We start from the raw sequence: 20,328 nt of genomic DNA, 5'->3' as shown, positions 1-20,328 counted from the left end.
GATGTGGGTTCTGCCAAGCATTGCGTCTCACCAGCGCTTTGATAGAAAGAAGTTACACTTCATTACTCTGAGTCCAGCGCCATCTTCAGAGTGATTCTGTACACTACGTTATCCTGAAATGGATAAGCTCAGTTTACGTCTGTATTATTCGAAGTAGGCACCAGCATAGGATTCACTGCCCAGCGGAGATGGTACAAAACCTTTCAGGTTCGATTTACCCGCCAGAATTGGCGTGGTGTGCACGAGTGGAATCCACGGTGCGTCTTCCTTGATAATCACCTGCGCTTGTTTGTAAAGCTCCGCACGTTTCTCCTGATCTGTTTCTTTCTGCGCATCGGTCAGCAACACATGCAACTCTTCGTTGACATAGAAGCTACGGTTGTTGCCCGGAATGGCGTCTTTGTCCAGTAACGTGTACAGGAAGTTATCCGGGTCCCCGTTATCCCCCGTCCAACCGAGCATGTAGATATCGTCTTTCTCCCCGGCTTTGGCATCATCCAAATACGTCGCCCATTCTGGGGATTCAATGTTGGTTGTCACGCCGATTTTCTCAAAATCAGCCTGGATCGCTTCCGCTACTTTCTTGCCATCAGGCATATACGGGCGAGATACCGGCATGGCATAGAAGGTTACCGGATCAGGCAAACCGTCAGGGTAGCCAGCTTCAGCGAGTAGAGCTTTTGCTTTTTCCAGATCATATGGGTAATCCTCAATGGTATCGTTGTACCCCCATAGCGTTGGCGGCATCGGATTGACAGCAGGCTCAGCTTGTCCAGCAAAGAATGCATCAATAATGGCCTGCTTGTTCACCGCATGGTTGAGGGCTTGTCTGACTTTGACATTATCAAATGGTTTCTTCTTGAAGTTAAAGCCTATATACGCCACGTTGAACGGTGGACGCTCGATCTTCTGCAACTCACTGTTGCCTTCAAGGATGGACAGATCGTCCGGGTTCAAGTCTTCCATGACATCGATCTCGCCGTTTTGCAGGGCATTGAAGCGAGCCGTGTTATCCGGAATCGAACGCACGATAACTTTGTTCAACTTCGGCAGTCCTTCTTTCCAGTAATCCGCGTTTTTCTCCAAGGTGATGGAGTCGTTACGCTTCCACTCTTTGAATACAAATGGGCCGGTGCCCACAGGCTCGCTCTTGAAGTTTTCTTTTTTCTCCTGAATCGCTTTTGGGCTGGCAATGCCAAATGGCGTCATCGCAATATTTTGCAGGAAAGGCGCTTGTGGCTGGTTCAATGTGAACTCCACCGTAGTCTCGTCCGTCGCCTTCACTTCCTTGATCACACGTCCGTCCTCTGGACCAAACATGGAATCATAATAATCGAAGGAATCCCCTTCGAATTTATATTCACTCGCCGGATCGCCCCAGCGGTTGAAGTTGAACACAACAGACTCAGCGTTGAAGTCCGTACCATCATGGAATTTCACACCGGACTTGAGCTTAAACACATACTTGAGTCCATCCGCCGAAATCTCCCAGCTCTCTGCCAGTCCAGGAACGACTTCTGTTCCGCCTTCCTTGTAATCCAACAATGAATCAAACACCTGATGTCCAATCTTCAGCGACTCTCCATCGGTCACAATCGCCGGATCGAGTGCAACGGAATCCCCACCACGCCCCATAATCATCGTATCTTGCGCTTCTGTCACTTCGGCTGGCGGCTCGCTGCCTTCCGCCGGAGCAGGTGAATTCCCAGCCCCCTCATTGCTCGAACAGCCTGACAACACCAAGACGGTACTCAAAGCCAGAGTCAAAAAACCGGACATCCATTTCTTTCTCATTCGCATACGTACAACACCCTTCCCTGTCTCATAATGTGTGTGATGCTGGCATGAAAAAACTTCAATGATAGCCATTGGTTCGGTGCTTGCTTGTATCAATGAAAGGCTTTAGGTGCCTGTGATACCTGAATTAAAGTTCCGGGAGAAGTAAGGCATGTATATGAAACTTAAAAAAAGTATGGGAGACAGGTGAACAATGGATATAAGTAAACGCCAGATCATCCTGCGCATGGATTACGGATATGGACGATTACTTTTATAGTGAAAGAAGACGTACAACAAAACAAAGTGCCTTGTGAGATGACTCTATGCAATAAAATGAAATGAAATTGTTGCGTTTTATTTGAACTTAGGTCAATAAGCAACAGCAAACGGTTACAGACCGGGAAGAGCATGTTCAAGTCAGTTTATTGAAAATACAGATGGGCATATAAATACTACGCTGCTAGCTACGCAATAAAGTCTGTTCCTTGAGCGTGTCGTGTTGAGCATGAAGTGTGGATACCAGATTAGGTGTCGTTATCGTTCGTTAGCAATACGGATGAAAGAAACTCAACATAGGCTAAGTTGTTTAAACGGTGGTTTTCTCTTGCAGATTGGATGTGTATAACGTATGAACGAGTCATCTTGAGATGTTGGATTGTACAACAGGGAGACATTACAATAACTTCTTATGTTATGGTTTTGTCATGATGAGGAGGATTGTGTAAATAAACTGTGGTGAAAAACAATTTCGTGTAACTTACTTTACATCACATTAATCAATTAGACAAGAGATTTACAGACATAAGTCTTCAACTTTATTATATGCGTTAATATTACTTACACAAAGCACAAAAAAGGAACACAGTTCGACAAAAAGCGTCTCGTGTTCCTTCTCCACTCAATCCACATTTATATAAAATCAACATTTTAATTTGCTAAGAATCAGCTCACTTTTTAAACAAACCTCTGCGATGCATCACGGTAATGAAACGGTAAAAATCATAACTCGCCCCATTATCGATGCTGAACAATGGATTTTTGGTGTCATATGCCAGCGCTGCATCCACAGCTGCTTTTGCCCATACTGGAACTTCCATTTGCTGACGCGCCTGCAGTTTGTCGACTTGGGATTTGAGCGCATCAAACGCTGCTTTCTCTTCGGCTGTCATCGGTTCGCCCCCTTTCGGTGGTTCGGTTGGTGGATTCGGATTACTTGGATTCGTTGGATTCGTTGGATTGGTTGGATTGGTTGGCTCCGGAGGTTTCGGAGTGACTGCTGCGTATCTTGCTCTGAGTTGTGCCGCCGTTCCCTCGAATTCATTCATATCCACGTTGCCGCTGATGCCATTCACCTTGCCCGAATCCGTGTACTGCCAGAACGTCCAACGCTTCCATGCCGGCTGGTCATCCGGTACACGGGTGTTGCTGTAACGCGCGATCCACAGATCGTATGAGCTGAGTGATGTGTCAAAATTCCCGGCAAATGAATTGCCTGTGTATATGATCGGTTTTACACCTGTCAGACGTTGTAGTTCGGTTAAAAAAGCTTTGGCAACTGTATTCATTTGCGCTTTGCTCAAGTTGCCGGGGTTGTTCTCGTAGTCCATGACGGGTGGCAGTTGTAACGCCTTGGCGCCTCCAACTTTGTTAAGTGTATTGGCATAATGCGCCGCTTCTGCTTTGGCACCATCGGTAGAGGTCGCGCGGAAGAAATGGTATGTTCCCACCAGCATACCCGCCGCCAGTGCACCTGTTACATTTTTCTGATAATTTGGATCGGTATAGGTCTGTCCCTCGGTTGCCTTAATGAATACAAATGTCATGCCACTTGCCTTCACTTTGGCCCAATCAATATTGCCTTGGTACCGGGAGACGTCAATGCCCTGTGTGTTGCCCGAACTTCTCGTTTGCATGTTTCTCACACCCTTTATGCGGCAAATTGCCGTTTGTATATAGTTAATGCTGTTGAGTTAGAGGTTGCTTGTGTGCGTGTCCCTTGTTGATGGTAATAGCTATGTTCAAATAGTATCTATCCTCTTAGGAAAAAATATCAAGCGGTACGCGACCGTTCCAGATACGGATCGTTCTTATGATCGCTGTTGTCTCCAAATTTTTATGATTTTATTTCTAATGGTTAAAATTTAGAGACAAAGGCGACCGCTCCGCTTCTTCAGAATCGATTCCGTCTCTTTCACTACTTGTAGGCTACTGGTGCAGACTTTCGACTCTGTTGTGCTCTATATCTTGCCACAGGGCAATTTTAAATAAATGCTGAGCCTTTACTTCGTTTCATCTCTAATCTGTTGATCAACGTCCTCATGATCTGACTGTACAAAAGATTCTCTGGAATCAGGAGTATAGTTACCCGAGATCCCCCCGGTTCCCCCTTTTCCCTTGAGCACTTCAATGGCTTGCCGAATCACAGGCGGAATCGGAGCGCCCAACTTACCCCCGTTTTCGATGATGGACAACAACTCATTTGCGATATAAAAAAAGGCGACCGCATCCCTGAACAAATGTCCGTCTCCCAGAACACCGTCCACCAGATGAGCCACCGATACCATTGCAAATATAAATACCTTTCGTGCAATGCCGAACATGCCAACATTACTCTCTAACTTTCCACTCATACCCGCCGCTGCGATGCCCGTTAGGTAATCGAGGATGACGAAAACGAGTAGTACGCCGAGCACCCCTGACCAGCCTCCGAAGAAGTAGGTTACTGAGCTGCTCATGAGTGCAATTCCCCATTTCCATAGGGTATCCCATCTTTCCATGGTTTCACCTCAATCAATCTTTAAGTTTCTAGTATCCTTCTTCTCTCAAACATAACAAGCAAAGTGTCCAATTATTCATCCCAAACAGTACTTCCCTGTTAAAAATAAGAGTTAAATATAATGTAATCTATCAAATTTACAATACAAAAATTAACTTATAAATAATCCTCAGAAAAGCTTTCTACTTCCTTATACGTAATTAAGTATTTCCTCTCTGTCACAATTTGAACCCATTATTGAACTGATATAGACTTTAAAAACTTCATCGAATTACCCCACCACCAAAAGTAAGTTCCGAACCTTGTAGCTGTGAATCTGATTTTGATACGACAGATCCACCAACGACATACAAAGCTAGATAGTTATTACTACCTGTGTTTTTCTCAGCATACACATGGCTAATTAAATCCACATATAGTGCATAATATTTGTTACTAATTTTGTTTTCAATAAGGACTACATTAGAAGCACGGCGTATGAAAACACCAGTACCAGTATCACTAGTTGCCCGTTCAAATTTACAATTACTCAAACGTACATATTTACATAGATCAATTTGAAAAGAAGTACCTTGAGTGTTGATTACATCAAATCCGTATATTTCGACTTCGACTGAGCAATTATTTAAATAGAAGCTACCTATTGTCACTTCGTCTTTAGAAGCATTTAAATAAACTTTACCTATACCTGACTTTCCAGATACTCTAATCTGTTCTGGATAGTTTCCTTTATAGACAACTATATAAACAGTGTGGTTTATAATTTCAGGTAAAATTGAAATAGCTTTAGCTATTGTTTTGAAAGCCTGTGCGGAAGACAAGCCTGTATTATCATCATTCCCAGTACTTGCATTAACATAATATATTAGATTTTCAGTAGTTGTAGTTGGACCTAGAGTTACCGAAGTCCATTTTACCCCATTATAATATTCCATCTTTCCCACCTTGATTCGCAAGCCGTGCGCCTCAGAACTATTAATTATCGAGTTAGCATGATAATTAATTGCATTATTTATGTCAACCCTCGCATCACTAACCGCCTTCTCCGTTGCCGCCACCGTCTCGGACGTGCCGTCCGTCTTACTTGACAACTGCACCTTCCCTTTTTGCGTCAAAGAAGCATCGGGAATATCCATCTGACTTACCGCTTCACGAAGCGCATCCAAATCCACTTGCGTCGCCACACCTGCATCAATCTTCTCAAAAATTCCATTAATACTCTCCCGGGTCACATTCTCGTTCCCCAAGGGAAGAGGCAATTTCAGTCTATCCGTTTCTTTTGGCATTACGCCCACACCTCCAGTTCATTCCACGTCAAGGACGCGGCATCGAGTTCGTCCCATGTCATCTGTTTGTCGTCCAGATCATCCCAGACCAGATAACGATATTTATATTCCACGGCCATATGGGCCGGTTTCAATTCTTCAATCGCCCGTTTCAGATCATCGATATTGGGCGGGATGCCCATCGTATCCACAAAGCTCACCGTAAAACTCCACGCTTCCGGCTGAAAAGTTACATCCACCTTGCCTCCGGCATAAGCCTCAGCCACATTCGCAACCAGCCTGCCGGAGAATTTCCCGGCACCACGCAGCTTCGACTCCACCACAGCACGCCTTTGTTCCACAGGTTTGAGACGATCGGTCTCAATGCCAAGCTCCTGCTCCCAGAAGTCCAGCCCCCACGTCGCCGTACGGACAAAAAACTGCTCCAACGTCTCATCCAGCGCCTGATACAGCAGATCCATCTCGGTGCCCTTGGCCTGCATATCGGCCTGCATTACACGAGAAGTCTCATAGTACCTTGGCAAATACGAGAACAATTCCCGCCCTTTCTCACTCGTCAGTCCAACATCTACAATAGAAGGAGCACTCATGCCCTGTCCCCTCCCTTCCTTCCTCATGTTCATGGAGCGTCTCGCTCACCAGATCCAACCCAGATCGGCGTATTTCTCCCAATCTTCCTTGGTCTCCGCACTCCCTAACTACTTCCTCATCCACCATCTGCCCAACACTACTCATGCACATCCACCGTCCCCAACACGGCCACCTGACTCGCGGTCATCTCGATATTCTGGTCGCTCACACCGTTCACGGTAAGCTCTGAATAGTCGATAATGGGCGGAATATCCAGCAGGATCGCGGCAATGCGAGTGTAACGCACGAGCGGATCGGCAAAAGCCAACTGCTTCAGATACGCGGTCACCCCGCGTTCGATCAGTGCCCGTACATCAGTCAGTGTCGCATCACTTGCCAACGTCAACTTGACCTGAATATTCATCGGTACTTCCTCGGCTGGCATTACGGATACCACTGGCCCCGCGGGCGCAACACCTTCACCTTGTCCATCCTGCGTTGGATCGACGTACTTCTGTACGGCCGCCACCAGATCGGTACCCGCAGCACGTTTGTCCGTGTCCAGCAGATACAATCCCACCGTGCCTGGCCCCTGCCATAACGGAATAACACGCGTTGCACCAACACCTGGCACTTCACTGGCCCATTGCACATATTGCGACTTGTTGCCGCTTGTCCCTTGGTTGCGGACTTTGGCATAAAAGCGTTCCAGCAGTGCCGTATCGGTCTCAATATCCGCACCGCCTTTGATCACCTCAACGTTCGTGACTGAAGTCACGCCACTTACAGGTGTAGACAGCACATTTACCGTGCCCGTAGGCACATTGCTCTCTTTTCCGGCAACAAGCGCTCGCACGCCTACCACCCCGAAGCCCTCAGCATCCAGTTCCACACGTCCTACCGTCTCATATTCGAGCGAAGCTTCAGCAGATACTTCATCCGCGAGCGTAGCCACGACCGTTCCCGCAGGTACCCCTTTCCCCGGCGTACCCACGAACCTCACCGAACCCTGTGCCGCCACCGCAGCCCGCCGCGTAATGCCATGCTCTCCCGCCCGCAGATCCAGCTCTTCCGAACGAAAATTCGGATCACTGCTCGCAGCCGTACTTGCAAACCCCCGCCGGAGTAATTCCTGCGCCCACAATGCCGCCTCAAACAGCATAAACGCAACCGGAGCCTCCGCATCCCACAGAAACGAACCCTCCGACTTATCCAGATCCGCGGGCAGACGATCCAGCATACGCTGCATTATCTGTTCCTCCGTCTGGTCCTCCAAATAACGCGGAATCTCAGCCATCCCGTCAGATCACCTCACTTTCCAGAATAAACATCTCTTCCTGCACACTCGCCACCCGGCACGAGAACATGCACTGCTCCCGATTCCAATCGAACGTAAACTGGTCCACCGAATCCGTGCGTGGATCAGCCAGCAGCGTCTCCGTGACCATCCGGGTAATCTCACTTTCCATCACACCCCGACTGTCACCCTGCCCCACCAGATCCTCCAGCTCCGAACCATAGTTTCGAGAGTAAATCACATGTCTGTACCGTGGCGTCTTGACCGCCTTGATGCACCACTGTACCCACGCTTCATGTGCGTCAGCCGCAGCCACTTTGCCACTTGGGGTCAGCACAAAATCCCCTGCATCGTAATCGAATCGCCAGCTCCGCCCAAAGCGCACCTCTTCCGAAGCCGCCCCCGACAGATCCTCCTCATCTCCCCAGACCACATCCGTTTCCGGGAACAAACTAGGCATTGGCACTCACCACCTTACACAGCACCACAATGTCGTTACCGCCATTCACCCGCATCGCCAGTACGCGATCTCCCGCTTTCAATCCTTTACCAAGAGACCACACCGCTTCTTCCACTTCCTCTTCTTGCAAAAGAAACCGTCCCGTGCCCGTCGTTCCGCCGTTTGCCACGTCAGATATACCCGAGATCGCGCCAGCAGCCTCGCGCTCCGGCAGTCCAAGCGTGCCCGGCAACTCGGCCACGAGATAATCCTGCACTTCGTGCTTGAAATCATCCAACTTCACGCCGGATGAGGTCATCGTACCCAATACCGCGCCCATGCCGCTCACGGCCTGACGAGAATGTGTACTCATCGCTCCCCGCATGACGTCGGCAAAATGCCCATACGGATCATCTTTATTCAAGGTAATACCTCCTTTTCACCATCTCAGCTGTACCCAGTTCCAACGTCATCGTTCCAGGCCCGGCAGACAAATCACGGCTGACCGACATGACGATTAGCTTCAGTCCTTTCAACAACACTGCGTCCCCGGCGCGAATCGTATTGATATCCGGTGCCGATATCGTAAAGGTCTCCTGAATACCCGTCAGATGACTTTTCGCCAGTTTTTTCGCGGCGGTTGTGGATTTCACCTGATCGTCCTCTACCAGCTTTTGTAATGTGCCCAGTTCTTCCACACGATCCTGCTCAATCGCAAGCACTTTGGAAGGAACTTCTTTGCCACTCGGTGACTCCGACGCTGCCATTACTTTCACCTTGGTGACCGCCCCTTCGAGCGTACGCATCTGGGTCAGATCGATCAGCCGATCCAGCTCATACACCTTGGCATTACTTCCCACCTGGAAGAGCTGCAACCCGCCGGGTGTCATCCGTGGATGATACATTTCCCCGCCGGACTTCGCCGTTTCTTTCAGATCGGCAAACATCATCGAAAAGATCGTCTGTGAACGATACACGGCTTTGCCCAGCTTGGTCTTGGTATCCGGCAGTGTAGCGTATGGAATCTTCCACTCTTTGGCGTAGGTTTTAAGTCGCTGCGTAGCAGTCTGGTCCTTCGGCAGCAGGAACTCGTCCTCTGATTTTTCCAGATAGATCATCCGGTCGTACACCGTGAGAGACAGCCGCTTGGTGCCGCTGTTCGAGCTTTCCACCTCCCAGATGACCGCAGGATGCAGCAAGTGAACCATGGATTTTTCGCCAAAAGGAACCCCGCTAATCCGCACCGCCATGCCCGGTGAGATCGAAGGCAGACCCGAAGATGCAGACACCGCCAGTCGGATGTTGGCCTGATACGCAATCTGGTCCAGCGAGTCCTTCAGCGTAATTGTCTCCACCAGCTTGGTGACGTCATATTTGTCGTCGACAATGACCTTGTAGGTCATGGCATCACCAGCTTTTGCCCCGGCTTGATCCGGTTCGGATCACTGCCGATGATCTTGTTATTGAGCTTGTAAATCTCGTTCCATTTGGAACTGCTGCCCAGCTCAAGCTTTGCTATTTTGGACAGGGAATCACCAGATTTGACGGTGTAGGTCTTGCTAGACTTTTTCAAATCGGTACGAGAACCTGACTTGCTACCTGATGCCGCAGAGCCCACCTTCTCCACCTTGGAATCCCGCCATGTGCGCAGGGTCAGGTCGAAGTAAATATCTCCGCTCTCGCCGCCCCGGAAGGTCGTATTGTGCGAGATCAGATATACCGGCACATTCACCCCCGTGTTGGTGATGATGAAGCGCAGCGGCTTCTTCGATATCAAAAACGTATTCAGCATATTCATCGCTACCCGCGGATCAGGCAAATCTTCGTACATGCAATAGGACGCATCATACTCTTTGGGAAAAAAAGAAGAGAAGGTGATCTCCTTCACCTTCTCCCCCTGTGCAAAATCAAACTCGCCATGCTCCAGCATATTAATCGTTTCGTACCCTTTGGAACGTGAGATCGTCAATTCTTCCGGTTTCACTGGAAATTGAAACTGCGTTTTCCCATCGATCAGGGTAAATTCCATTCTGATCCCTTCCACTTTATCTTCAAATACAGACATACACGGCCTCCTTTCTACTTAGGCCATAATCGTTTTTCGGTTTTCCATCGCACGACGCACTTCCCCTACAATACGTTGTCCAACTTGACGTGATAGTCCATCGTAGTCAATGGCATTTTCACGAACGGTCACCTGCACCGCACCTGGTGGAACATTCACGGAGATCTGATTCGTAGTTTCGGTTTTGAAATCCTTCAAGTATCCGGACAGACTGCTCATCTGGTCTTCGGATATTTGTACCGTCATCGTGGACGATTTTCCATTCGTCTGCGCAGCACCGTTACCAAGCGCCATGGCTTGATTCTGCATCATGCTCGTTCCCATGAATCCAGCGGATGTAGGCTGACCGACCTTGCTGTTCATATATGCGGCTGGGCCTGTCATGGTCAGTGCCGGTGGTATATAGGCAGGTGCCATCTGCGGCCCTGTTGGTACTTGCGACGGTGCAGCTACTGTTGCTGCCGAGACCGTCTTCTCTTCTTTTTTGGAACCAAAGCCGAAGAAGTTGGATATGCCATCGGTGATTTTTTTGGTTTTCTCAGAGACATAATCCGCCGCACCGGACAAAGCATCCCCTACACCCTCGGTAGCACTAGACATAAAGTTTCCAATATCCTTCGCTTTGTCTCCAATCCAGCCGCCTGCTGCACTTCCGGCCCAACCACCTACTGCACCACCAACCCAGGTCCCGATGCCAGGCAAAAGAACACTACCGATGGCGCTGCCAATCGCAGTACCTGCTGTGCCGCCAATCATGGAACCTACTGCTCGACCACGTTCTTCCGGGGGTGCTGTCGCTACATTCGCCACATCTGCAAGCATGCTGATGGGTCCGAGAAGCCTTTTGGCACCTTTGGCGAAACCTCCACTCAAGCTGTCCATCAACCCACTACCTGCCAGCATATCGGTTAATGATCCGAGTGAACCCGAGTCGGCAAAACCTAAGCCACCCATACCTCTAACTCTTCGTCCTCTTCTCCCATTTCTATTTCGATCGGGTGGAGGATTAGGCGGATCAGGTACAGGTGGCCTCGGTACCGGATTTGGTCTTGGGCCTGGATTCGGTCCGTTGCCTGATCTTCTACCACTTCGATAGCCTCGTCTACCCCGATCGGGGCCTCCGCCTCCACCCGCATTCGGTGTACGAACTCTGCGGCTTTTGCCCATCTTTCCACCTGTGCAACAGCAGCATTTGGAAGCCGGGCTTCTGGTTGGATCTGGTGAAGGATTGTCATCCTTTTTCTTTTTGAATTTATCAAATATTCCCTTAACGTTATTAAATACATCAAACAAACTATTAATCTTGTCGGCAGGGTCAAAAATCCATTTATCCCACCAACTCTTAGGATCTTCTTCCTTCGCAACATTCTTTACCGTATTATTATTGCTTCCAATGTTCAGTGCCAATGAAGGCCCACTTGCCGGATTCACCTTACCCATAGCCACTTCGATCTTCTGTCGAACCTCAAGCGATACTGTACCTGAAGCCATAACCATCTGATTCCTGAAACTATTCAGTTTCGCCAATGCGCGATCCAGTGCTGGACTGAGCTTATCAATCAACCCAATCGTCGGTGTAATACGCAGCCTGCTGATTCGCACGGCCATACTATAAACATGCTCCAACCTGCGCCCAGTCGTTCTCAGTTCATTGTTCACCTTGATTAGACTCTGATATCGAACTCTTCCCAGCCGTTCCGTAGAACGCTGGATCTGATCCAGGTATCGAAGGGTTGTCCGCATTTCGGCATTGGACTTGGATAGACCTACAATCATTTCTGCCATTTTTTCACCTCCTGCCTTATATCGTTATCTATTTATTTGCGAAGTGATCGCTGCCATTTCCTCTTCCGAGAACGCGATCAACAGCGAACGCTCCCCGCGTGGCAAAGACCAGAACTCTCCGGGCCGGAGATGATGACGCACCCACATGTGATACAGGAACGTGGTCATCCCGCCGGAGTGAATCAGTTTTTTAGGTCTTCAATCTCCACACCGAAGCCGGACAGCTCCAGCACTTTATCACCTACAGCATCCAATTCACCCGCGAGCAGCATACGGCGAACCGCCTGTTCTCCACCAGACAGCTTCATACGGCCGGTAATGCGGGTATCGCCCCAGCCGGACAGTTCCAGGCTGCGTACTTTCAATTTCACGGTTGCTTCGGAAATGAGAAGCGCGTTAAATGTTTCCGTGTCCACCTTTTCCTCGGTGCGGCCTTTGGTCGTTTTTCGAATTGTACAGCGTTCGCGAATGTGATCCACTTTGGAAGACGTCAGTCCACGCAAGGTCAACAGTAGATCCAGACGCTGAATACGCACATTCTCCTCTGGCAAACGTTCTGCTGCTTCAAACAACTGATCCAAAATCTGTTCTTCGGACATATTTTCATTCATACTCATTGGGCGTTATCTCCTTCTTGCTCACATTTGGCAATCATAATGGTACACTAGCCACTCCGATGACAGAATAACCTTCCGATCGCTGTTATCCCCAGATTTTTTTAATTCCCCTCTTCAAGGGAAAATCCGGGGATAAAGGCGAACGCTCCACTTCTTCACGTTATTTCTGTCCTCTCCGTTATCGTGTAGATACTAAATTTGCTTTAAGTAGACAACAAAGAGACCGAGATCATCTCGGCCTCCATTAAAGTCCTTTTTAGTTCGCCACAATCGGATTCAACAATTCAAATCCTTCAAACGTAAAGCCCGTTTCCTCCGGTACTTCCTCACCCGCTGTCCAGTTGGCAAGCTGGATTTTGTCCACCATGCAACCTTTTAGCAGAACACTCTCGTGTCCATACGATTCAGGGTCGTTCAGCTTCGAAATAATCTCGAATTTGGTGAAGCCGCGCAGGATCATATCCGAAGTGACCTTGTAGCCCGTCATCGTGCCTGTTCCTTTTTTTGCGCCGTTTTTGTGCACTTTCCAGTCGTTACCGACCAGGTTCAGCTCACGCTTTTCAATCTCCACACTCGCTTCCAACTTGTTAATGTTTGTCTGCCACACACCATCAATATACAGCTGACCATGGGTACCGAGAATTACTCTTGACGCATCCAACATATATTTTCCTCCTTGAAATTAAAAAATATCGTGTAAACCATCAGCTCAACGTGTAGTAATTATTTTAGTAAAACAGTTCTTTCCTTCCACACAACCTTATTGCACGTAAAATGTACCGAACAACTGCTCCATCACATCCGTCAGCTTCACATTCCATTGCAGGAATACCTGATCCGCTTCCGGTTTGAGAACTGGCGCAGCACCATAGTATGCAGGGTCAAGAATGACATCGTAACCATCTGCTTCAATCACATTGCTCTGTGCAAGCAGCGCCAAATAGGCCTTCATGGCACTAATCAACGCCTGACGACCCTCTTCAGTATTGTTCACTTTACCGATATACGTATCTTCCGCGGAACGTTGCAGATCCGTGTTAATGGCGTCCAACACACGAATAGATCGGATTTTTTTCCACGCATTATTCTGGCCAGCGGCTGGCGTTACAAGTGTGTTTACACCGCGAAGTGCTTTCACCTGACGTCCATCATGGAAGAAAATAAATACGCCGTTCTGTACCGCCTGCTCCTGTTCTGCGCGCGTCCAACGACGTGTCACATCATCGAACGGCGTAGCTGCATAAGTGGTAGATTGGTTCAGACGTTGTCCGGCGATCAGTCCTGCAACATAAGCAGACGTTTCTGCCGAGCTATAGAATGCATCTCCAAGGCGAACGCCTGTACCAACGTTAATAACACCTTCATGGTTGAGCGCAAGCGAACGTGCTGCTGCTTTTTGTACTGCTGTAGCGGAGGTATCATCCGCTGCGGAACCGCCAAATACAGCCATCACCGGCTTGCCTTCACCACGCACACGTTTCACCCATGCCGCAAAGCTCGCAAGCAGAGGTGCATCAGCCGCCTGATCCAAAGCCAAGACGTCGAATTGCTCTCCTTCCAGCGCACCCTGCACAGCAATGTATTCCGCATTGGTTAGGTCATCATTGCCATTTACGCCGCCTTTGAATGCCGCACCCGCAACAGTAGCTACCACACCCGCACCATCACCAATCGCCTGCGCCGTCACCCAGACATTTCGTTCATCCGAATTAATCTCTTTTGCCAGAGAAGCTGCTGTGATATCCGCAGTCAGGAGCGCATACAACATCCGGTTACCTTCAAAGAGGCGCACTTCATGTTTCGTATTATCAATTACACCTGGCTGGATGGTGACGTAGAATCCATTCGCACGATCCCCAGGATACTTCGCATCCAGTTGCAGCACATTGGCATCACTGCTGTCCTTCAAGGTGAGCGTAGCTGTTTTGGCAGCAGCATTTGCTACCCGATAAGCGAGCAACTTCTTCGGCCCGCCCAACAGGGCAAGCTTCAAGGACGTATAAGCTGTACCGTTGTCCAGCGCATTCGCCGCATAGATACGTTCAATCGCCGCTTCGCTCCCTACTTCAACAAAAGTCCCTACAGGACCCCAGTTGGCCTTGATAGGCACAACGACCGTCCCCCGCGTTCCCGCTTGAATGGCCGAGGATGCTGCCGCCTGAAAATTCATATATAAGCCCGGAAGGACCGGACGATTCGTTTGCTCCCAAGTTCCACCTGCCATTATGCCTTCACCTTCGCTTTCATAAATTGGTTAATTCGTTCTTGTGTTTCTTCAATGGAAAACGTCTCTTGCGCCGCTTCGTACAGCGCACCGTACAGCACCTCTGCCTTAACGGCAAAGAGGGCTTCTGCATGATTCATCAGTTCGGCCCGTGTATACCGCGGAGCGGTCTGTTTGTTTTTTTTCACTGAGCTTGCCATTGCCATCTCACCTCATTTGTTGGACTGCTAATTTCGTTAACATTGATCTTTAAGCGTAACCTATGAATTTTCGACCCTATGAACCTATGAATTTGAAGCTATAATATTGAAGCTAAACCAATCTACTCAAAGCTATAATCTGGAACCACCTTTAATAGAAGGTTCCTCTCGACTAACGTTTACTCCATACCTTTGCTATGGTAAATCTCACGGATCAAAGGTACATTCGTACCCGGACGACGAATCCGCTGTTGTAGTGTCAGACGAATTTGACCATTCAGATACGCATCCGCCTGCAGATCTGCGGTGACCTCATCCACTGTAATATATCTCGTGTTACCTTCGTGCGCTTGGCCCCCCGTTTCATTAACGGCAAGACGAGATTGCACAGCAAGCTTTTCGACCAACCGAGTAACGGTCTGGCGTGTTAGCACCGAATGATCGGTTAGCACATGCCCAATCCACTGTTGTCGAACCTCCAATGCCGAAGTGCCCGCCACAGACGTGCTGCATCCGGCCAATCGCCATAACACAGACGGCGTATCGTATCCACCAGGCCAGGCATCACCATATACCGACCAGTTCGAGCCAAGTTCCTGCTGTGTCCAGCCTTGAAGCGCAGCTAACCACGCATCCTCTGATTCAACGAGAGCAGCTCCCGAGTCTTCGGGAACATACACTCCGAACCGCAGACTGCGCGTAAACATTCCAGACCCTGCATCCACCCGGTCACTATCTGAAGAACCCAGATAGATACAAGTGAAGGACTCACCTGCTTCATCCACTAGCCTTACTTGATGCAATCCTTCGATTAGATCAGCTGACCAAGCTTCTACCTTTTCAGCGCCACCATCTTCCGGACGAGCGTATGGTAAGATTTTAATAATCCTTCGATATCCCGCCCAGGCAGACTTCGGCACTTCTTCGGCAAACGCAACCACGGCACAAGGCCCAGCCAACACTTCGCCTGAAGCAGGTACATCCAGCACACGATCATCCCAATCTGGAACAAGGACCGCGAGCTTCTGTTTTAGCGTTTTTTTAATGAGCGTACTCATTTTACCGGTGCTCATGATCGTGCTAATCTCATTGTTCATAGACACATTCATTTCGCCCCCTTTGGCTGCAAGTTTGAGATCTGCCCACACCGTGCAGCGACAATGCAGCAGCAGTAGACTCCCCCTTTGAACTCAGAGTCTGTATTCCGATCGAACCAGTACCGGGACTAATTCACCGCATCAAAAAGACCGGCCATTTGGCCGGTCTGTACATTAGCGTATGTGCTTTCGGTGCGTCCCTTGTTATTGATCCGATAATACAATCTTATACCCTTTCATCCCTAGCGCGGATGGTGTTCCGTACGACTTCGGTGCGATAAAGGGAGTCGTTCGGGTGGAAAAAAGACGACATAACGCGTTCTACTATTTCAAACCTTAGTTCAAAGTAACCTTCGGGTTCAACGTAATCTCAAACGCACGGCCCCAGATGAAATCGGGATTCGCATATTCCAACAGTGCACTAGCATACGTGGCATAGGACAATTCGTCATTACAGATCTGCTTAATCGCCACATTGCCTGTCTGGAAGGCTGTCTTATTCGCAAGCGCCGTGGTATAAGTTTGCATCAGATCACGGAGCAATGTTTGCAGATGGGCATAATCTTCCTCCGAGTTGAACAGCAACATATTTTGATCTGAAAGAGTAGCCACATTGGTATACAACGCGTGAGCTCGGGAATACGTGCGAATCTCTGCAATCGCTACCGCTTTATAGTAATAATCCTTCAGGAAACGTTTAAACAACAGTGAGCCATGTGCATTCATTGCATCTCGCAATTTATGCTCATGCTTCTCTGTGGTGATCAACGCGTACCTGGACTGCCCCATACCTACGGCAATACCGATCTTGTTGCCCGGTGTATTCCAAGCACTGTATCCCAACACCCGTCCGGTATATGGACTGCTCAGCAACGCTTCAGCAACATCAACATTCGCTGGACCTTTTCCCACAAAATCAATTAACACCGAAGGCAGGCCTTGCTCCCCATTCAGCGTCAACTGCTCCAACGCAGCCTGCACCTGATCCAGAGCGGTAATCGCAATAATCTCGATGTCGACGGCTGTGTTCTCTCCGGAAACTCCCGGATGACCCTTGGTCATACGATCCAGTTCGGAAGCCATATCAAATGGAACAACTTGCTCGACCGATACAGCCACCAGCTGTTCATTATCCACACTAGTCATCGGATCCGTCACCACCTCCGGTTCAGGATATGCCGAATCCGCCACAAGCACACCGCCCACAATATCCACGTGACGAACCACATTCTCGTGTACGTCCATGTATTCATATGTGTTAATGATCGTATTGCCGTGAGGACCAAAATATTTCACGGCGTAACGTGTCTTCGCCCCGCCTCGGAACAACTGGTTAGCCATGCGAGCAACCAAAGCGTGCCCCAGACCATCCGCATCCGGCAAGATGATGGCACGATCCGGATTTTGTCCATTGGTTCCACTGAGCCATTCATTGATTCGTGCTTCTACATAGTTGATTTCATTAATCTGAACACCCTGCGTGTTGGCATCGTCGACACCCACGGCGAGGAAATCGATATAACCTGAGCGAGCCAGCTGATCCAAAATGTACAGATTTGTTTTGAATTTATGCTGTCTTGTATTGTAATACTGTTCTTTATCAAAATAGGTCGTTGTCCCATATTCCACTCCATCCGGGGACAGGTTATAACCTTGAATAATATCTTCAAATTCGGTGTATGTCTGACGCGGCTGCTGCATCAACGCACGGGACTCATTATATGCATCTAGTGCCAAACCATCTGCAAAAGAGGTTGTAGCCAGACGCATGATGGTATCCATTACGAACACAGGTTTACGTGGATATTTTTGCTTAATCACGCGGATTACATCCAGCAAACGAGTGGTTTCTCCATCGTATTCAGGATAGGTGCCTCCCCCATCTTCACGAAGCTGACGACTGCCAATCAGACCGCCATAGGCGAGCATATCGGATGAGATAATGAATCCGTCGACCTTGGCAGCATGTTTCAGAATAAAGTCGTGAATCTTGGATGGTTTTCCATAAACCGGCGTGGAGGTACCGAGCAGCGTTGTGCCATCTACGGTTTTCTCCGAGTCCAGACGATTCTTAATATCACTCAGGTTCGGTGTAACGATATGGATACCGGCTGCTTTCCCTTGCACAATCACATCATCCAGATTCGCTGGACGATCATCCAGTGGAACATACAATACTGTTTTCATATCACGTAGCCTCCTGTCATCTGTTTAGTCTTATTACCCGATCAGGGCAAGGGAACAATCACCGAATTAAAAAACCGGCCCCATGGCCGGTCTGTACTTTAGCGTATGAGCTGTCAGTGTTGTCTGCCTTGCTGCTGATCCGATAATACCATTTTACCGCCTTTGCCCACTCGTGCAGATGGTAATCGGGATGAATTACGCCTGAATGTGGTCGTCTCTATGGCGGTTAGAAGCCGATTTATTGTGAGGAATTCCTATCGATAACCCAACCAAACCCATCCTGTTGATGTTTATATGACGTAAGCAGTTTTCAAATTCTACGAACAATAAAGGATGAATATGACCATGAAGAAAAGGTATTTCTTCTATCTTTGGATTGCTGTCACCAGTTATATGGCGGGCCCCGCTATGTATGCGTTGGCGATGTACATCTTATATCAGGAAACAGATGTTATAACAACATCTCTCATTGGATGGACCGCGGCAACATTCTTATCCGTTGGTATCCTGTTTATCCTGATTACAGTCATCGTGCTACGAGTGTTCAACATCTATTATTTCTGGCTGCAAACCCTGCTCTTCGAGTTGTTTTTCCTTGTCCTCGTCTATATGACCACTGTTCTTCTTGGGGCTGGCAACAGGGGACTGCCCCAGCTGTCCTTTCTATTTACACCCGAAGGCATCTCCTTATGGATGTTCTGGGGGAGTATTGCACTTATGAGTTCCTGGGGTATATGGGCAGCACGTCAGCCTATACGAAAATCGCCATACATGTTGGTGTCCCGAGTCATTCTGATCCTGTTTATCCTTGAAATTTGGCCTCGTTAAAAAGATACAGCCTGCCGATGATTCAGTAGAACAGAATAATGCCAAAAAGGATGTCCTCCGTCAAACTCCTGACTGACGGACACCCCTTGTAAAATGTATGTTTCATCTCACGCGATGATATAACGAAAGTTCTCCCATGTTTCTGGTACGGGCTCCCCGTTCTTCGCATGATGATAGAAGCTGAACGGGAATTTGAATACATGACCTCCGTTCCAGTCACGGGAACGTCTATCGGTGAGCCAATATTCCAGTTCATGGGGCAACGCCACCGACCGTTCCGCTCGTGCTAGTGGCAGTAGATCTACAGGTGATTGCAATGTCGGCATCGCCTGTTCAATATCCACATCTCGGCTTAATCGTAATGCCTTCACCATGGTAAGGAATGGCGGGATGCCTTTGTGGAATAATGCCGGATAACCCAGTTCATATAATATGTTAAGCGCATGTCCGTAAGTCAGCATATGACCAATCAGGTCATGATGCGCTTCCGCGTGATAGATCGTTTGGAACGCACCAAGTTCATCCAGAATCAGACGTGACAACTGAACTGGATCTTCGATCTCGGGGAAACCATCACTTTTCTCTGGCTTCAGACTGCGAATTTCTTTCATCGTTGTGTTCATCCAGGATCTCCCCGGAATGGTTCGATCGAATGAATCGATCAGTTCAACCAGCCGACCAATATCCTCCGCAGTGCCCCATCCATCCAGTTCGCGAATGGCTTTCAGACTGATTGCCCCGTAGATGGCCTGGTGTCCAACCCAGTGCAGCTCTCCAATGGTTCGATCCAATGCGTCCGTAATACACGCTTCGGCATCTTCCCTGGGCATCATCTCACCTATTGGAGAGGTCTGACCAGGGCTGATTCCATGCTGGCGAAGCATGGCTTTTGCTTCGGCGGTAACACTGCCGGCGGCAAGGGCAGTGAGACGATTTTCCCGCACCCAAAAATATGCCGCAATCGCACCCGCCCCATAATGGGCGTGCCACAGATCTCCTGTACGTTCCCGACTGGAAACGATAATCGATAATCCTTCTTCCAACAAACGTCGATCCAAGCTTGCCACCACCCTTCATCATCTGTATTACGAAGTGGCTTTCTTTCAGAAAGCTTTCGGCTTCGCTTTTTCAGGTTTCTTCTGTCCTCTCTGTTATCGTGTAAATGTAGTTCAACTTAT

Annotated in this window: 19 protein-coding genes; 1 reads left to right on the top strand and 18 read right to left on the bottom strand. The window is 48.7% G+C overall.

What is annotated here, in order from left to right; all coding sequences use genetic code 11:
• Positions 1 to 144: 144 nt before the first annotated feature.
• The 17 genes from MKX40_RS06260 to MKX40_RS06180 form a co-directional block, all read right to left on the bottom strand.
• The gene (locus MKX40_RS06260) at positions 145 to 1,794 is read right to left on the bottom strand and encodes an ABC transporter substrate-binding protein (protein ID WP_339242948.1); all 1,650 of its coding nucleotides are present in this window, start codon (positions 1,792 to 1,794) and stop codon (positions 145 to 147) included.
• A 932-nt stretch (positions 1,795 to 2,726) separates the two neighbouring features.
• Positions 2,727 to 3,692 (bottom strand): glycoside hydrolase family 25 protein, encoded by a 966-nt coding sequence (locus tag MKX40_RS06255; RefSeq protein ID WP_339240244.1) that lies wholly within the window; start codon positions 3,690 to 3,692, stop codon positions 2,727 to 2,729.
• Positions 3,693 to 4,058: 366 nt separating this feature from the next.
• Complete coding sequence (locus tag MKX40_RS06250) at positions 4,059 to 4,556, bottom strand: phage holin family protein (RefSeq protein WP_339240242.1); 498 nt, start codon at positions 4,554 to 4,556, stop codon at positions 4,059 to 4,061.
• 262 nt (positions 4,557 to 4,818) lie between these two features.
• Positions 4,819 to 5,841, bottom strand: coding sequence for a tail fiber protein (locus MKX40_RS06245; RefSeq protein WP_339240241.1), 1,023 nt, complete (start codon positions 5,839 to 5,841; stop codon positions 4,819 to 4,821).
• Entirely contained in the window at positions 5,841 to 6,431 is a 591-nt protein-coding gene (locus MKX40_RS06240; RefSeq protein WP_339240240.1) for a YmfQ family protein, read from the bottom strand. Before MKX40_RS06240 ends, MKX40_RS06245 begins: the two co-directional genes overlap by 1 nt.
• A gap of 137 nt (positions 6,432 to 6,568) precedes the next feature.
• The gene (locus MKX40_RS06235) at positions 6,569 to 7,708 is read right to left on the bottom strand and encodes a baseplate J/gp47 family protein (RefSeq protein WP_339240239.1); all 1,140 of its coding nucleotides are present in this window, start codon (positions 7,706 to 7,708) and stop codon (positions 6,569 to 6,571) included.
• Between the two features lie 4 nt (positions 7,709 to 7,712).
• Complete coding sequence (locus MKX40_RS06230; RefSeq protein WP_339240238.1) at positions 7,713 to 8,168, bottom strand: DUF2634 domain-containing protein; 456 nt, start codon at positions 8,166 to 8,168, stop codon at positions 7,713 to 7,715.
• Positions 8,161 to 8,571 carry a hypothetical protein gene (locus tag MKX40_RS06225; protein ID WP_339240237.1) on the bottom strand — a complete coding sequence of 137 codons (411 nt, stop codon included), beginning with the start codon at positions 8,569 to 8,571 and terminating at the stop codon, positions 8,161 to 8,163. The genes MKX40_RS06230 and MKX40_RS06225 overlap by 8 nt, the downstream gene beginning before the upstream one ends.
• Entirely contained in the window at positions 8,564 to 9,550 is a 987-nt protein-coding gene (locus MKX40_RS06220) for a phage portal protein (protein ID WP_339240235.1), read from the bottom strand. Before MKX40_RS06220 ends, MKX40_RS06225 begins: the two co-directional genes overlap by 8 nt.
• Positions 9,547 to 10,176 (bottom strand): LysM peptidoglycan-binding domain-containing protein, encoded by a 630-nt coding sequence (locus tag MKX40_RS06215; protein ID WP_339242946.1) that lies wholly within the window; start codon positions 10,174 to 10,176, stop codon positions 9,547 to 9,549. Before MKX40_RS06215 ends, MKX40_RS06220 begins: the two co-directional genes overlap by 4 nt.
• A gap of 54 nt (positions 10,177 to 10,230) precedes the next feature.
• Positions 10,231 to 11,997, bottom strand: a complete 1,767-nt coding sequence (locus tag MKX40_RS06210) for a hypothetical protein (protein ID WP_339240233.1) — start codon at positions 11,995 to 11,997, stop codon at positions 10,231 to 10,233.
• Between the two features lie 182 nt (positions 11,998 to 12,179).
• Complete coding sequence (locus MKX40_RS06205) at positions 12,180 to 12,614, bottom strand: hypothetical protein (protein ID WP_017690174.1); 435 nt, start codon at positions 12,612 to 12,614, stop codon at positions 12,180 to 12,182.
• Positions 12,615 to 12,870: 256 nt separating this feature from the next.
• Positions 12,871 to 13,278: a phage tail tube protein gene (locus MKX40_RS06200; RefSeq protein WP_339240231.1), complete on the bottom strand. Its 408-nt coding sequence runs from the start codon at positions 13,276 to 13,278 to the stop codon at positions 12,871 to 12,873.
• A 96-nt stretch (positions 13,279 to 13,374) separates the two neighbouring features.
• Positions 13,375 to 14,838, bottom strand: coding sequence for a phage tail sheath subtilisin-like domain-containing protein (locus MKX40_RS06195; RefSeq protein ID WP_339240230.1), 1,464 nt, complete (start codon positions 14,836 to 14,838; stop codon positions 13,375 to 13,377).
• On the bottom strand, positions 14,838 to 15,038 hold the full coding sequence (locus MKX40_RS06190; RefSeq protein ID WP_339240229.1) for a hypothetical protein: 201 nt from the start codon (positions 15,036 to 15,038) through the stop codon (positions 14,838 to 14,840). Before MKX40_RS06190 ends, MKX40_RS06195 begins: the two co-directional genes overlap by 1 nt.
• A gap of 179 nt (positions 15,039 to 15,217) precedes the next feature.
• The gene (locus MKX40_RS06185) at positions 15,218 to 16,141 is read right to left on the bottom strand and encodes a hypothetical protein (RefSeq protein WP_339240226.1); all 924 of its coding nucleotides are present in this window, start codon (positions 16,139 to 16,141) and stop codon (positions 15,218 to 15,220) included.
• A 330-nt stretch (positions 16,142 to 16,471) separates the two neighbouring features.
• Positions 16,472 to 18,322, bottom strand: a complete 1,851-nt coding sequence (locus MKX40_RS06180; RefSeq protein ID WP_339240225.1) for a DUF4127 family protein — start codon at positions 18,320 to 18,322, stop codon at positions 16,472 to 16,474.
• Between the two features lie 345 nt (positions 18,323 to 18,667).
• Here MKX40_RS06180 and MKX40_RS06175 point away from each other — a divergent pair, with 345 nt between their 5' ends.
• On the top strand, positions 18,668 to 19,150 hold the full coding sequence (locus MKX40_RS06175; protein ID WP_339240223.1) for a hypothetical protein: 483 nt from the start codon (positions 18,668 to 18,670) through the stop codon (positions 19,148 to 19,150).
• Between the two features lie 107 nt (positions 19,151 to 19,257).
• On the opposite strand, the gene MKX40_RS06170 is transcribed toward MKX40_RS06175, so the two are convergent.
• Complete coding sequence (locus MKX40_RS06170; protein WP_339240220.1) at positions 19,258 to 20,208, bottom strand: hypothetical protein; 951 nt, start codon at positions 20,206 to 20,208, stop codon at positions 19,258 to 19,260.
• Positions 20,209 to 20,328: the final 120 nt, after the last annotated feature.

It is taken from the genome of Paenibacillus sp. FSL R5-0517 (assembly GCF_037974355.1).
In the GTDB taxonomy this organism is placed as follows: Bacteria; Bacillota; Bacilli; order Paenibacillales; family Paenibacillaceae; genus Paenibacillus.
The sequence above is the reverse complement of the archived record's forward strand: the minus strand, read 5'-3'. Positions and strand labels throughout refer to the sequence as shown.

Excerpts from the sequence above, each read along its gene's own strand:
- MKX40_RS06260 (WP_339242948.1), bottom strand. The coding sequence starts at position 1,794 with ATGAGAAAGAAATGGATGTCCGGTTTTTTGACTCTGGCTTTGAGTACC.
- MKX40_RS06255 (WP_339240244.1), bottom strand. The coding sequence starts at position 3,692 with ATGCAAACGAGAAGTTCGGGCAACACACAGGGCATTGACGTCTCCCGG.
- MKX40_RS06250 (WP_339240242.1), bottom strand. The coding sequence starts at position 4,556 with ATGGAAAGATGGGATACCCTATGGAAATGGGGAATTGCACTCATGAGC.
- MKX40_RS06245 (WP_339240241.1), bottom strand. The coding sequence starts at position 5,841 with ATGCCAAAAGAAACGGATAGACTGAAATTGCCTCTTCCCTTGGGGAAC.
- MKX40_RS06240 (WP_339240240.1), bottom strand. The coding sequence starts at position 6,431 with ATGAGTGCTCCTTCTATTGTAGATGTTGGACTGACGAGTGAGAAAGGG.
- MKX40_RS06235 (WP_339240239.1), bottom strand. The coding sequence starts at position 7,708 with ATGGCTGAGATTCCGCGTTATTTGGAGGACCAGACGGAGGAACAGATA.
- MKX40_RS06230 (WP_339240238.1), bottom strand. The coding sequence starts at position 8,168 with ATGCCTAGTTTGTTCCCGGAAACGGATGTGGTCTGGGGAGATGAGGAG.
- MKX40_RS06220 (WP_339240235.1), bottom strand. The coding sequence starts at position 9,550 with ATGACCTACAAGGTCATTGTCGACGACAAATATGACGTCACCAAGCTG.
- MKX40_RS06215 (WP_339242946.1), bottom strand. The coding sequence starts at position 10,176 with ATGGAATTTACCCTGATCGATGGGAAAACGCAGTTTCAATTTCCAGTG.
- MKX40_RS06210 (WP_339240233.1), bottom strand. The coding sequence starts at position 11,997 with ATGGCAGAAATGATTGTAGGTCTATCCAAGTCCAATGCCGAAATGCGG.
- MKX40_RS06205 (WP_017690174.1), bottom strand. The coding sequence starts at position 12,614 with ATGAGTATGAATGAAAATATGTCCGAAGAACAGATTTTGGATCAGTTG.
- MKX40_RS06200 (WP_339240231.1), bottom strand. The coding sequence starts at position 13,278 with ATGTTGGATGCGTCAAGAGTAATTCTCGGTACCCATGGTCAGCTGTAT.
- MKX40_RS06195 (WP_339240230.1), bottom strand. The coding sequence starts at position 14,838 with ATGGCAGGTGGAACTTGGGAGCAAACGAATCGTCCGGTCCTTCCGGGC.
- MKX40_RS06190 (WP_339240229.1), bottom strand. The coding sequence starts at position 15,038 with ATGGCAAGCTCAGTGAAAAAAAACAAACAGACCGCTCCGCGGTATACA.
- MKX40_RS06180 (WP_339240225.1), bottom strand. The coding sequence starts at position 18,322 with ATGAAAACAGTATTGTATGTTCCACTGGATGATCGTCCAGCGAATCTG.
- MKX40_RS06175 (WP_339240223.1), top strand. The coding sequence starts at position 18,668 with ATGAAGAAAAGGTATTTCTTCTATCTTTGGATTGCTGTCACCAGTTAT.